Here is a 13,174-nt window from a genome sequence, read left to right as displayed (position 1 = left end):
CATCAGCGCAGCGGCGCATTAACCTGCAATGCATCCAGCTCACGGGCATCGTGACTGCAGAAAAAGGTAATTTCGCCGCCGCGCTGGCAGGAGAGCTCACGCAGTCGCTGCTGATTGTGCCGTCTTGCCTCGTTATCCATCGCCATCATCCACTGGTAAAAGCGCAGTCCCGGCGTGCAGTGCCGCGTCGGCTGCCGCATTTCGCCGCGGTAGAACCAGGCATCGCCACCATGGAGCAGCCAGCCATCGGGTTGCTGAATCGCAATGCCCGCATGGCCCGGCGTATGGCCCGCCAGCGGCACCAGCAAAATTTCCGGCGGTAAGTCACTCAGGCGGTTAACCGCCTCAAAACCAAACCATTTCTCTCCCTGAGCCTGATAGGTCTCCCAGTTACTGATACCTCCCCATTGTCCTGGACGATAGCGTTCGCGCGACAGCCAGCTATGACGCTGGTGGGCGGTATCGACCTCCTGCTGCAACAGATGGATGCGCGCCTGCGGAAAATCGGTCAGTCCGCCAGCATGATCAAAGTCGAGATGGGTCAGAATAATATGCCGCACATCTTCAGCCCGAAAACCCAATGACGTAACCTGTGACAGTGCGGTCAGATTATCGCGGCGCTGAATATTGTTTAATGCGCGGAAAAAGCCAGACAGGCGGCTGCCGGGCGCATGGATATCCTGGCGACCAAAGCCGGTATCCACCAGCACCAGCCCGCTGCGGTCCGTCTCAATTAGCAGGCAGTGACAGACCAGATGCGCCTTCAGGCCCTTACTGAATCCATCGTAGAACGCGCCGCCCAGCGGGCACATACAGCCACAGTTAAGGTGGTGAATTTTCATCGGGCCTCCATCGTCTCTACGGCAAAATTGCTGAGTAGCTCGCGTCTGTTCGGCGCGCAGCAACACAGCCTGGCTATAGAGTGTAGAGAGGGATGAAGCAGAAGGCGGAGCGGTGAAGCGGATAACCGGGCAAAAAAGCCGGTTATCCGCCCTAAAGCAGAGGGTTAACTGTGGAACAGCGGGAACGCGCCTGTCAGCAGACCGCCAGCCATCAGCACCAGACTGACCAGAATCCCCCACTTGATCGCAAAGCGCTGGTGATCGCCGATGTCGACCTTCGCAAGACCCACCAGCAGATAGACTGACGGCACCAGCGGACTCAGTAGGTGGAATGGTTGACCGACAATAGACGCGCGGGCGATCTCTTCAGCAGTAATGCCATAGCTGGCCGCCGTCTGAGCGATAACCGGCAAGATGCCGAAGTAGAACGCATCATTCGACATAAAGAAGGTGAACGGCAGGCTGACCAGCGCAGTGAACACCGCCAGGTAAGGTCCGAAGCTGGGCGGGATCACCGCCAGCAGACTCTTCGCCATCGCATCAACCATGCCGGTGCCGGAGAGGATGCCGGTAAAAATACCGGCGGCAAAAATCAGCGCGGTCACCGCCAGCACGTTACCGGCATGGGAGCTGATACGGGCTTTCTGCTCCTCCAGCGTGGGATAGTTGAGCATCACCGCAATCGCAAACGCCAGCATAAACAGGATCTGAATCGGCATTAAACCAATGACCAGAAGCACCAGCAGCAAGGTAGTCAGGATGAAGTTAGGCCAGAACATCTTCGGACGACGGTTGGCGGCGCACTCTTCGGCATCGCCCAGACCCAGCTCGATGTTGTCGAGATGGTGATCTTTCATGGTCATCACGCCTAAACGCTTACGCTCACGCAGTCCAAACAACACCGCCATCGCGACCAGACTGACGCAGGCCAGCAGCATGGCTGGCAGCATCGGAATAAAGATGTCGAGAGCGTCAATGCGCAGTGCCGCCGCGGCACGGGCCGTCGGGCCACCCCAGGGTGAGAGGTTCATAATGCCGCTGGCGAGATTGACCAGACAGGTCATCATCAGCACGTTCATGCCCAGCCGGTGATAAAGCGGCAGGAACGCGGCAATAGCAATCATGTAAGTGGTCGAACTGTCACCATCCAGTGAGACCAGCAGGGTCAGTACCGCCGTTCCGACCAGCACTTTCAGGGGATCGCCGCGTACCATCCGCAGAATAAAGCGCACCAGCGGGTCAAACAGTCCGGCATCGATCATCAGACCGAAATAGAGAATGGAGAAGGTCAGCATCACGCCGGTAGGGGCCAGCTTTTTGACGCCATCCAGCATCATGGTGCCCAGGCCTGCGTAAAAACCGCCAATCAGCGCAAATATGGTTGGTATCAGGATCAGCGCAATTAAGGCTGACATGCGTTTGGTCATGATTAAATACATGAAGCAAACGACCATCGAAAAACCCAGTATTGTCAGCAAAATAACAGCCCTCGCATGGCGTAAAAGTAATGAAAAGGTTACATAACGCCAGGAAAATTCAGGTTATTACTTAGCATGGTAACAATTAACCTGTTGTTTTAATTAACCCTGCGCTGAAGGATGATATTAAATTGTTGCCAGTATTTAGCATTTCTTTAACAAAGAAGGGTGATCGCGATCAAACTTAAACGATTCTTAAACGAGAATGTGTGACTGGGATCAAAGCGTGATGAAGTGTAACCGCGCATTTCGGGCCACCGCAGGTCTGGAGCAGGAGCAAATAATCGGGATGCAGGACAACAGATAGAGACGGCTAAGCCTGGCGGCTCAGCCTGATCGAGGCATCAACTGCCTAACAGCTGGATAATCATTTCAGGCGTTTTGTTCGCCATCTTGCTGACGGCCGTCTGGCCCTGTTGAATGATCTGGTTGCGTGCCAGCTGGCTTGCTTCTTCAGCATAGTCCGCGTCCTGGATGCGGCTGCGAGCCGTTGAGGTGTCAACGCCCTGCTGTGCCAGCACATTACGGTTCGATTCGTAACGATTTATCTTCGCGCCATAGGTCGACTGATAGCCACTGATCTTCGCCAGCGCACTATCCAGTGCCTTCATGGTACTGGAGATGTCATCACTGTTCAGCAGCGTGGTATTGTTCAGTCCCAGGGTTTTGGTATCTGACGGCGTAGCGGGGATGCTATCCGACTGCACCGGCTGACCATAATCGGCGCTGGTGACCACTTCCAGCGGACGACTCTCATGTGGCGGCGTTGCGGGCATACCTTTAGGTTCGGGCAGTTTTCCCCAGGTCAGATTACCAGTGAAGGAGCCATTGCCCACCACCACCACAATCAAATCTTCGTTTACGGTATCCAGCGTGATGCGCTCTAGCCGGTTACTGGTAATGGTGCCGTTGTTGAAATCGCCGCTGGCGACATCCTCATAACGGTCGCCATCACCGCTATAAGTGATGTTCATGCCGTTGTAGGTACTGCTGTTACTGCCCGCCAGCGTCCAGCTCGGACCGCCCTCGAGCAGTTGCGAACTGTCATACGCCGCACCGCTGTCAAAACCATTATTGCTGGTCAGCAGGCGGGTATCTGCGGTAGCCGCATTCGTGATGCCTTTGCTGGCCCAGGTATAATCGGGCGCGCTGCCGTCCAGCGGTGTACCGACCAGATGCTTACCGTCGCGGGTAAAGAGCTGGAGATCGTCATCCATACCCAGAGAGTCGATAGTGATGCTTATTGATGTCGAGCCTGCCGGAATATAGGCCAGCGGGATCACGCCAGAGGTAAAGGAGTAATTCTTACCCGGAACCGGAAACTTAGTGTTGATCGGGTCAACGTTACCCAGTTTCGCAGGCGGCAGATCGGGATTATTGGTCGCCAGCGGATAACGCCCAAAAATCTCAGTGTGATCCGCAACTTCATTGATACCTGCCAGAATCTGCTGATAGGCACCGTTGACGCTCTGCCGATCCGCATCCGACAGCGTGCCGTTGGCTGCCTGGACAGACAGCGTGCGCGCCTGGATAAGCAGATCGACGATGCTGCCAAGGCCGCCATTGGCGGTCTGGGAATAGCTGATAGCGTCATTGAGGCCGCGCGCCACCGCCGCATCGGCGTTGATATTGGCTGTCATGCGGTTGGCAATCGCCTGACCCGCCGCGTCATCTTTAGCACTGTTAATCCGCATCCCTGATGATAACCGTTCAACCGTTCTTCCCAGAACAGAGTCAGTGCTGTACCGCGTTTTGTTCGTAATGGCGGCGGGTTCGTTATGGTTGATCGTTAACATGGTCGCTTCGAACAGGGAGAGGAGTCTCTGTTTTATCGGCAGCATGATTAGCAGCTTTAATCTCTGCGGCGACAAAAAGGCAGGAATGACGCGGTTAAGCGGTCAACAGGCTGATGGTTAACCGCTTTTCAGATAAAAAAAATTAACGATTCATCAGGGTCAGGAGAGGAGCCTGCTGCGCAGGGAATGCAGCAGGCGAGGGCAGATCAGTTAAACACCATGCCGCCGTCAATCAGCAGTGACTGGCCAGTCATGTAATCGGAGTCGGGACTGGCCAGATAAGCGACGCAGGCAGCCACATCTTCCGGCTCAGACAGTCGTCCCAGCGTAATGCGTTTCGCAAATTCCTCGGTGCCGTAACCGGCCGGTTTCCCGGCGGCTTCCGAGATCTGCCGGTCAATCTCTTCCCACATCGGCGTTCTGACAATGCCGGGGCAGAAGGCGTTGACCGTGATACCGGCAGGGGCGAGATCGCGCGCGGCGGTCTGGGTCAGGCCGCGCACGGCAAACTTACTGGAGCTGTAGACCGCCAGCTCCGGATTGCCGACGTGACCCGCCTGTGAACAGGCGTTGATGATTTTGCCGCCGTGACCTTCCGCAGCAAACGCTTTGATCGCGGCCTGCATGCCCCAGATCACGCCTTTAACATTGACGTTGTAGACCTTGTCGACCACTGCTTCGGTGATCTCAGCAATCGGCGTGGAGGGGGCGATACCCGCGTTATTGACGATGACGTCAAAGCCGCCCAGCGTGCGACGCGCCTCTTCTACCGCTTCCATCACCTGATCACGCTGCGAGACATCAACTTTCAGCGCAATCGCTTTTCCACCCTGCTGGTTAATCTTCTCAGCGACCTTGCGAGCGGTCTCCTGATTGAAATCGGCCACCGCGACCGCCAGTCCATCTTTCGCCAGACGCAGGGCGATCGCTTCACCAATGCCCTGGCCTGCGCCGGTCACAAATGCCACTCTGTTTTTCATCATGATGTCCTTTTTAAGAAATTAAAGAAGCTGGCTCAGATGCAACTGTCCCATCAGCAGCGGGTTGTCGGCGTAATCAACCGGCACAGCCACGACCGCAGGGCCCTGCACATCCATCGCTTTACGTAGCGTTGGCTCCAGTTCTGCCGCGCTGGTCACCGCAAAGCCCGCTGCCCCAAACGCTTCGGCGTAGGCTTTAAAATCGACCGGGCCAAAATTGACGCCCGAAACGCGGTGATATTTTTTCTCTTCCTGCATCGCCACCATGTTGTAGGCGTTATCGACCCACACGATGTGCAGAATATTGGCTTTTAACCGGACGGCGGTTTCGAGCTCCATGCTGGATTGCAGGAAGCCGCCGTCGCCTGAAACCGACACGACTTTGCGCTGCGGATCGACCAGCCAGGCACCAATCGCCCACGGCAGCGCCACGCCCATGGTCTGCTGACCGTTGGAGATCATGATCTGGCGGGCGCGGAAGCTGTAGAGATAACGGGCGATCCAGATGTGGAAACTGCCCATATCAACGGTCAGGCTGACGTCGCTGTTAATGATGTCCTGCATAGCGCGCACGATGCGCAGCGGGTGCAGGGCGAACTGATTGAGGCTGGCACCCTGCATCGCTAGCAGTTTGCGCTGCTGCTGACGATCCTCAAGGATGCTGGCCGCTTCTGATGTCAGCTGCAGCGGAGCGGTGATGCGTGCCGCCAGCTTACGCACTGTGGCGGCGATATCACCCACCAGCTCGGCATCCGGCAGATAACGGTTGTCGGTCTCGGCGGGTATCACGTCGATGTGAATCAGGGTCGCGTTGCCGCTGTTCCACATCGCCGGTTCATATTCCACCGGGCTGTAACCGATGGTGATGATCAGGTCAGCCTGTTGCAGCAGCCGATCCCCTGCCTGGTTGTTAAACAGTCCGACGCGCCCGGCGAAGCGTGAGAAGTGATCCTGTCTGACCGCTCCCGCAGCCTGATAGGTGCTGGTGACCGGAATGTGACTGCGGGTCAGCAGATCGTGAATCGCTTCACTGTTCTCGGGCTGGCTCGCCATTAATCCCAGCAGGATGACCGGATTTTTAGCACCGGCAATCGCCTCGCTGACCGCATCGATCATCGCGTCTGGCGCGGCACCCAGCACAGGGCGGCCTTTGCTGCTCAGCGCTTTGCCGGTTACCGGCTGATCGACAATATCCTGCGGCAGACTGATAAAGGCACCGCCGCCCCGGCCATGCTCAGCGTGGCGGAACGCATTCGACAGGCATTCAGAGAGCGCAGAAGGATCGGTTACTTCAACCGCATATTTGGTGATCGGGCGAAACATTGAAACGGTGTCCATGCTCTGATGAACCTGCTTGGCGCTGTCGGAGCGTTTCACCTGGCCGCCGATGGCGACCACTGGATCGCCTTCACTGGTGGCGGTGGCCATGCCGGTAATGAGGTTTGAGCAGCCAGGCCCGGAGGTGACCAGCGCCACACCCGCGTTGCCGGTGAGGCGGCCTACTGCGGCAGCCATAAACGCGGCATTGGCTTCATGGCGGACCGGGATGGTCTGGATGGATGAATCCAGCAGCGAGTCAAAAACCTTATCGATCTTTGCCCCAGGGATGCCAAAGACATGCTGGACGCCCTGCGCCTCAAGCTGCGCGACGACCAGGTCAGCGCCGCAGGTCCAGAGCGTGTTATCGGTTGGAGTTTTCATCGTCATTCCTCTGATTAGCTTTCTACCGCACGGATAGCGGCGTCAAGATTGGCGGGGTTCAGGTCGGCATTGAGAAAGTCACTGTCCTGCGGCAGATCCACGACCAGCTTGCTGATGGCACCAAAGGTCAGGGTGCCCTGTTCCAGCGCGTAATCGAGAATGTGGCCGCCGCCTTCGCGGTCGTCGGTAATAAAATGTTCGTGATAGCCCGCAACATTAATGCCCTGCATATATTGCGGCGTGCGGAATCCAATCAGTTCCCCCTCACGCTGGCTGAAGGAAAAGGTCGGCTGATCGCCCAGCACTTCCGGCATGGAGCGATAAGGACGGCACTGGCACGGCACGGTGCGGGTATCGACGCGGCTGAAACGACCGCTGATGCGCAGCGCGCAGAACTGGTTATCGGAGGTGATTTCGCTGTCGATCACCCGATGGATTTCCTCGCGCGACATCGGCCGGTCAAACTCAAACAGGTGCTGCGGCTTGAAAAAGGTCATGACCGCAAACGGGGTTTTCTGCGCCGGATCGGCCGGGTGCGCGCTGCCGTCGGCGTGCAACTGATATACCTTGCTGTCAAACGCGATCATCTCGCCATCCAGCCGGTTAAAGGTGCCCAGGCCGAAATCGCCTTTGCGCAGCAGGTCAGCAATCCGGACGTTGCCATCGTATACGCCGCTCAGCAGCGCACTCATTAAAGAGGTCTGATAGATAACGCTTTCTGGTGCATCCTGGGAAAGCGTTAGGACAGTATGTTTTAGTTGATCCTCACAGGAACAATCAGTTACACAATTGCTCATTTGATGCCTCGTCGATTAACCATTAAGCCGTGTTAACCTAATGGTGAACCGATTCAATCGGTGGGTCCAATAGCGAAACCTGTTAACTTTGAGACGTTTTTGATATGGAACTTCGCCACCTGCGTTATTTTGTTGCCGTAGCCGAGACGCTTCACTTCACCCGGGCCGCTGAAATGCTGGGCATTTCGCAGCCGCCGCTGAGTCAGCAGATATTGCGGCTGGAGCAGGAGATTGGCACGCCGTTGCTGAAGCGGTTGACGCGCGGAGTGGAACTCACCGAAGCGGGTGAAGCGTTTCTGGCAGATGCCCGGCAGATTGTGCAGCTGGCCGATCAGGCGCTGGAGAATGCGCGCGGTATTGCACGCGGGATAAGCGGTCAGCTGTCGCTGGGATTTGCCAGCTCAGTGGCGTTTAATCCGCGCATCTTCACCCTGATCCGCCAGTTTAAAGAACGTTATCCGGCGATGGAGCTGCTGACCCGCGAAGAAAATATGTCTCTGCTGATGCAGGATCTGCAGGAGGGATTGCTGGATGCTGCCTTTATCCGCCTGCCGTGCGAAAGCAGCAAAGCCTTTAATCTGCGCGTGATCTCCACCGAAAAGATGCTGATTGCGCTGCCGCGTTCCCATCCCCTCAGCGGCACACCCACCGTGGGGCTTTCCGCGCTGGCGGGTGAAACCCTGATAATTTTCCCGCGCGATGTCTCCCCGAGCCTGTATGAGCTGATTGTTACTGCCTGCCTGCGGGCCGGCTTTTCACGCCACACTTTCCAGCAGGCGCCGCAGATCACTACCTCGCTGGGCATGGTTGCGGCGGGCTGCGGAATTGCACTGGTGCCTGAGTCGATGCGCTGTGTTGATAATCCCGAAGTGAGCTTCTGCGATATCGAAAACAACACGCTGTTTACCGATGTGGCCTTTGCCTGGCGTCGGCATCACCCGTCAAAAGCAGTGCTGCATCTGCTTGCGCTGCTGGCGGACCAGCCTGCGGCACCCGACGACTTGGGTTGATAAGCGCCAGCTATTGTACTGAAAACAATAACCAACTGGCGGCGCGGGGCCGGGATGCCAATAATCGGTGCATGACTACATACCGCGTAAGAGTCGGGTATCACAACCCGTCAGCCCTGACATTCAGGCAACTGGATGAAATTCTGGAGCCGCAGCGATTCTGGAGAACAGATTCGGCGGGCGGCCAGTTCCGCTATTTCATGGAGTATGAGTACCAGTCTGACGTGCGTGACCTCTGTTCGGTCTGTTCGCTGGCCTACAGTCAGGCCTGCAAAGTCAGAAAGTGCCCACTGATTCTGGTTGAGGTGATGAACTAAATATGCCCGGCGATCCCGCTGCTCTCAGCCGGGATCGCCGGGCGTGCTGTTAACGTGAACTGCGCTCCATCATCAGACTCAATGCTGCGGGCAGCACCGTGAGCGTGACCACCGTACCGCTGACCAGACCGCCAATAATTGCCAGTGCCATTGGCCCCCAGAAAACCTGATGGGCGATGGGGATCATACCGAGGATTGCGGCACAGGCGGTCAGCAGGATGGGACGCGCCCGGTGATGGGCAGCCTGCCTGATTGCCTCATCAGCGGGCAACCCGGCGCGGCTATTGGCATCCACTTCACTGATCATGATCACCGCGTTGCGGATGATGATGCCCGCCAGCGCAATAATCCCCAGCAGTGCCACAAACCCCAGCGGTGTACCAGCCGGAAGCATCGCGGATACGATGCCGGGCAGACCAAACGGAGCCATACTCAGTGCCAGCAGCATGCCTGAGAAGCGTTGCAACTGAATCATCAGCAGGACCAGCATGGCGCAGAGCGTTACCGGCAGCAGGGCAAATACCGAACCATTGCCTTTGTCCGATTCCGCCGCCACGCCACCTTCCTCAATACCGTATCCGGCTGGCAGTGAAGCACGCAGGGCGGCAACACCTGGCGCGAGCTGTTGCGAAACCTGTTCAGCCCGCTGACCGGGCGCGATGTCAGTCTGCACGGTGATGTAAGAGAGCCGCTGACGGCGCCAGATCACCGGATCATCCACACCCCAGTTCAGGGTCGCCACCTGACGCAGCGGGATTTTTTGTCCGCTGGCATTAGTGATCATCAACCCTTCCAGCGTTTCCGTGTTCTGTCGTTCCTTGTCATCGCCGCGCAGCACCACATCGATCAGCCGGTTGCGATCGCGCAGGGTAGTCACCACGCTGCCGGACATCAGTGTGTTCAGGGCGGTGGCGATGGTGTCTGAAGAGAGTCCGGCCGCGCGCGCTGCGGTCTGGTTCACTGCCAGGGTCATGACGCGTTCTGGCTCCCCGGCAGTGAGATTGACTCCGCGGGTCAACGGCGAGCGAGCGAGCACTGTCGCCAGCCGACTGGCAGCCTGCCGTACCTGGGCATTGTCCGGGCCGGTGATGCGATATTTCAGCGGCCAGCCAACTGGTGGCCCGAGCTCCAGCGGCGAGACGCGGGTGGTGATATCATTAAAATCTGCTGCCAGTTTTCGTTCCAGCCGGCTGCGCAGCCGATCGCGCACGGTGAGATCTTTCGCCACCACAACCAGCTGTGCGGTGTTTTCATTATCCAGCAGCACATCCATAGGCAGATAGAAACGTATTGCACCTGAACCCACATAGCTGGTGAAGTTCGCCACATCCCGGTCATTTTGGAGCATCTTTTCCAGCTGTTCGGTACGACGTGTGGTTTCAGCCTGGGCCGCACTGGCGGGCAATGTCAGACTGACCAGCAGTTCGGGGCGATCTGACGCAGGGAAAAACTCACCCTGCATAAATGTAGTGGCATAAAGGCTGAATAACAGCACCGCCAACGCTACGCCCGTCGTCACCAGTCGGTTGTGCAGAATCACCTCCAGCAGCCGATGATAAGCGCGCATCAGCACGCCTGGCGGCTGGTGGGCCTTGATATGCTTTGCCGACAGCAGCCAGCAACCGGTGAGTGGGGAGAAGATTACCGCGACCACCCACGAGCAGAGCAGTGCCAGCGCGACCACCACAAACAGCGAATAGCAGTATTCTCCAGCACTCGAGGCAGCGAAACCGACCGGAATGAAACCGGCAATCATCACCAGCGTGCCCGTCAGCATCGGGAATGCGGTGGTTTTAAACGCATAGGTGGCAGCCTGCCATTTGCTGTCGCCCGCTTCGAGCCTTGCCACCATCGCTTCGACGGTGATCATGGCGTCATCCACCAGCAGCCCCAGCGCAATAATCAGTGCGCCAAGCGAGATGCGCTGGAGTCCGATACCTGCCAGTAGCATGCCGGTAAAGGTCATCGCCAGCACCAGCGGGATAGCCGCCGCCACCACCAGACCGGCACGCAGTCCCAGCGAGACAAAGGAGACGGCTAATACGATGACAACTGCTTCGCCCAGTATCCGGACAAAACCGCTGACCGCGGTTTTCACCACGGAAGACTGGTCGGCTACGCGGGTCATGGTGATGCCGTGCGGTAACTGACTGGCCAGTGTCTGCATGCGCTGGTTAAGCTGCTGACCGAAATCGAGCATGTTGCCGCTGGCGGCCATAGAGATCGCCAGTCCGATTGCCGGGACGCCATTAACCCGAAACGTGGGCGCCGGGGGTTCAGCAGGTTGCAGGCTGATGGTAGCCAGTTCAGTCAGCGGGATGAAACGTTCCCCGATATGTAGCGTAATCGCCCGCAGATTTTCGACCGAGGTCAGGGTGCCGCTGACCCGCAGCGCGATGTTCTCGCGGTCGGTTCGCAGGCTGCCAGCGGGTACAACGTCATTCTGGGCTTTAATGGCGTCGCTGACCTGCTGTAAATCGAGTCCCATGCCGTTCAGCTTGCGCGGTGAAAAGGCAATAACCACCTGCTGCTCCTGCACACCCAGCAGGGTGGTTTTTCCGATGTCTGGCAGGCTGGTCAGACTGCGTCGCAGGTTATCGACCCGATCACGTAGCTCTCTGTCGGTAAAACCATCAGCCGTGAAGCCATAAATTGTGCCGAAGGTGTCATCAAACTCATCGTTAACTGCCGGCCCCTGCACGCCCTGAGGCAGCGAAGAGGTCACATCCTTCATCTTTTTACGCAACTGATACCAGATGCCAGCCACCTGAGACGGCGGTGTATCATCACGCAGGTTGACATAAATCACGGTCTGCCCGGCGCGGGTTTCGCTCTCTACCGCGTCCAGTGACGGGATCTCCTGTACTTTCTGTTCCAGCACGTCAGTGACCAGTTGCACAGTATTGTCCACGTCAGCGCCCGGCCATTGGGCTGAGATGACGGCGGTTTTGATGGTAAACGCTGGATCTTCGTTACGCGACAGACGTTGATAGCTCAGTACACCTGCGGCCATCACCAGCAGCATAAAAAAGATCACCAGTTGCTGATGCGCCAGCGCCCAGCCAGAAAGGTTAAAGCCAGCCGTTTTTTTCATGGAGACTCCTGCGTAAGCGTCACTTTTTCGCCAGGCTGCAGGGTGCTGACACCCGCCGTAACGACGCGTTCGCCCGGCTGGATCCCGGCAGTCACAAAGATTTGCTGTGCGTTAAAGCGGCTCAGTACTACCGGACGAAGCTGTAAGCGTGAAGCTGCATCAACGACCAACAGCGCGGGTTTGTCTGCGGAGCGGGTCAGGGCGCTGGCGGGCAGGGCGATAACCGGCAGCTGCGCATCGGGCAGGCTGATAATGACCGTGGCACCAGGTGCCATCGCCTCAGGTGGATGATTCAGCGAGATGCGCAGTCGCCACGTGCGGGTCTGCGGATCGGCCTGCGGGCTGATGTCACGCACCGTGCCGGTGGCCTGAACACCGGGATCGGCCAGCAGCGTCACCTTCAACGGTGTCAGGTTGTCAGGCCGAAACAATGCTGGTGTGGTCAGGTCAAACACCGCATCGCGTGCATCCCCCACTGCCAGCGTCATCACGTTTTGTCCGGCACTGACCACCTGACCTGGCTGAACCGTGATGGCGGTGATCCGGCCTGCGGCGGGTGCGGTGAGCTGAGTCCAGCTGAGGTTATCCTGGGCATTTTTCAGTGCCGCGTCGCTGCTGAGCCGGCGGGATTGCGCGCTCTGCCAGTCCGCCTGGGCGCTGTCCAGCTGGCTGCGGGCGATAGCACCACCGGGCATCAGCAGCCGCATTCGATGCAGGTTAAGCGCGGCGACGCGTTCTGCGGCGCGGGCGCTGTCAAGATCGGCACGCGCGCTGCTCAACTGATTACGTGACTGATCGTTTTCCAGCGCGGCCAGCGGTTGCCCGGCGCTAACGCGGTCGCCCAGTTCAGCCGCACGACTCACGACCCGCCCGTCCAACCTGAAGGCCAGCGCGACCTCTTCATGCGGGCGGATTTCGCCCGTCAGCACCAGTGACGCGTCACTGCTGAGCGGTGGAGCAACCACCGTTTTAACCGGGCGGAGCGGGGCGGCAGGTGGAGCAGGGTTATCGTCCCGGCAGCCGGTTATGATGAACACCCCGAGCAGTACGAACACAATCGGCGCAAAGATATGAATACTAAGGAGATGACGCCACACCTGGCGGGCAGCATCCGGGATTAAATCATTCATAACCGGGTTCCTTTAATGAGTTGTGCTCA

10 protein-coding genes are annotated in these 13,174 nt (G+C 57.9%); 2 read left to right on the top strand and 8 right to left on the bottom strand.

Annotated features, from left to right (window positions below):
* Nucleotides 1-2: 2 nt before the first annotated feature.
* The 6 genes from AC2LB6_RS12560 to budA all read right to left on the bottom strand — a co-directional run bounded on the left by AC2LB6_RS12560 (nucleotide 3) and on the right by budA (nucleotide 7,594).
* Entirely contained in the window at nucleotides 3-842 is an 840-nt protein-coding gene (locus AC2LB6_RS12560; protein WP_490093765.1) for an MBL fold metallo-hydrolase, read from the bottom strand.
* 164 nt (nucleotides 843-1,006) lie between these two features.
* Nucleotides 1,007-2,320: a CitMHS family transporter gene (locus tag AC2LB6_RS12555; RefSeq protein WP_490093764.1), complete on the bottom strand. Its 1,314-nt coding sequence runs from the start codon at nucleotides 2,318-2,320 to the stop codon at nucleotides 1,007-1,009.
* A gap of 344 nt (nucleotides 2,321-2,664) precedes the next feature.
* A complete protein-coding gene (locus tag AC2LB6_RS12550; RefSeq protein WP_490093821.1) occupies nucleotides 2,665-4,116 on the bottom strand; it encodes a flagellin N-terminal helical domain-containing protein in 1,452 nt (483 codons plus the stop codon).
* Between the two features lie 206 nt (nucleotides 4,117-4,322).
* Nucleotides 4,323-5,096: a (S)-acetoin forming diacetyl reductase gene (locus tag AC2LB6_RS12545; RefSeq protein WP_490093820.1), complete on the bottom strand. Its 774-nt coding sequence runs from the start codon at nucleotides 5,094-5,096 to the stop codon at nucleotides 4,323-4,325.
* A 21-nt stretch (nucleotides 5,097-5,117) separates the two neighbouring features.
* The gene (gene alsS, locus AC2LB6_RS12540; protein WP_490093763.1) at nucleotides 5,118-6,797 is read right to left on the bottom strand and encodes an acetolactate synthase AlsS; all 1,680 of its coding nucleotides are present in this window, start codon (nucleotides 6,795-6,797) and stop codon (nucleotides 5,118-5,120) included.
* Nucleotides 6,798-6,811: 14 nt separating this feature from the next.
* Nucleotides 6,812-7,594: an acetolactate decarboxylase gene (gene budA, locus AC2LB6_RS12535; protein WP_490093762.1), complete on the bottom strand. Its 783-nt coding sequence runs from the start codon at nucleotides 7,592-7,594 to the stop codon at nucleotides 6,812-6,814.
* Nucleotides 7,595-7,698: 104 nt separating this feature from the next.
* Here budA and AC2LB6_RS12530 point away from each other — a divergent pair, with 104 nt between their 5' ends.
* Both AC2LB6_RS12530 and AC2LB6_RS12525 read left to right on the top strand, forming a co-directional pair.
* A complete protein-coding gene (locus AC2LB6_RS12530; protein WP_490093761.1) occupies nucleotides 7,699-8,604 on the top strand; it encodes a LysR family transcriptional regulator in 906 nt (301 codons plus the stop codon).
* Nucleotides 8,605-8,675: 71 nt separating this feature from the next.
* Nucleotides 8,676-8,921, top strand: a complete 246-nt coding sequence (locus tag AC2LB6_RS12525; RefSeq protein ID WP_013356609.1) for a hypothetical protein — start codon at nucleotides 8,676-8,678, stop codon at nucleotides 8,919-8,921.
* Nucleotides 8,922-8,970: 49 nt separating this feature from the next.
* Here AC2LB6_RS12525 and AC2LB6_RS12520 read toward each other — a convergent pair whose 3' ends face one another.
* Both AC2LB6_RS12520 and AC2LB6_RS12515 read right to left on the bottom strand, forming a co-directional pair.
* Nucleotides 8,971-12,015, bottom strand: coding sequence for an efflux RND transporter permease subunit (locus tag AC2LB6_RS12520; protein ID WP_490093760.1), 3,045 nt, complete (start codon nucleotides 12,013-12,015; stop codon nucleotides 8,971-8,973).
* Nucleotides 12,012-13,145: an efflux RND transporter periplasmic adaptor subunit gene (locus AC2LB6_RS12515; RefSeq protein ID WP_490093759.1), complete on the bottom strand. Its 1,134-nt coding sequence runs from the start codon at nucleotides 13,143-13,145 to the stop codon at nucleotides 12,012-12,014. The genes AC2LB6_RS12520 and AC2LB6_RS12515 overlap by 4 nt, the downstream gene beginning before the upstream one ends.
* Nucleotides 13,146-13,174: the final 29 nt, after the last annotated feature.

This window comes from Pantoea sp. RCC30.1, assembly GCF_058148845.1.
The sequence above is the reverse complement of the archived record's forward strand: the minus strand, read 5'-3'. Positions and strand labels throughout refer to the sequence as shown.

What these genes read in the sequence shown, in the direction of transcription:
- budA (WP_490093762.1), bottom strand. Translation starts at nt 7,594, where the DNA reads ATGAGCAATTGTGTAACTGATTGTTCCTGTGAGGATCAACTAAAACAT.
- AC2LB6_RS12520 (WP_490093760.1), bottom strand. Translation starts at nt 12,015, where the DNA reads ATGAAAAAAACGGCTGGCTTTAACCTTTCTGGCTGGGCGCTGGCGCAT.
- AC2LB6_RS12530 (WP_490093761.1), top strand. Translation starts at nt 7,699, where the DNA reads ATGGAACTTCGCCACCTGCGTTATTTTGTTGCCGTAGCCGAGACGCTT.
- AC2LB6_RS12525 (WP_013356609.1), top strand. Translation starts at nt 8,676, where the DNA reads ATGACTACATACCGCGTAAGAGTCGGGTATCACAACCCGTCAGCCCTG.
- AC2LB6_RS12550 (WP_490093821.1), bottom strand. Translation starts at nt 4,116, where the DNA reads ATGTTAACGATCAACCATAACGAACCCGCCGCCATTACGAACAAAACG.
- AC2LB6_RS12515 (WP_490093759.1), bottom strand. Translation starts at nt 13,145, where the DNA reads ATGAATGATTTAATCCCGGATGCTGCCCGCCAGGTGTGGCGTCATCTC.
- AC2LB6_RS12560 (WP_490093765.1), bottom strand. Translation starts at nt 842, where the DNA reads ATGAAAATTCACCACCTTAACTGTGGCTGTATGTGCCCGCTGGGCGGC.
- AC2LB6_RS12545 (WP_490093820.1), bottom strand. Translation starts at nt 5,096, where the DNA reads ATGAAAAACAGAGTGGCATTTGTGACCGGCGCAGGCCAGGGCATTGGT.
- alsS (WP_490093763.1), bottom strand. Translation starts at nt 6,797, where the DNA reads ATGAAAACTCCAACCGATAACACGCTCTGGACCTGCGGCGCTGACCTG.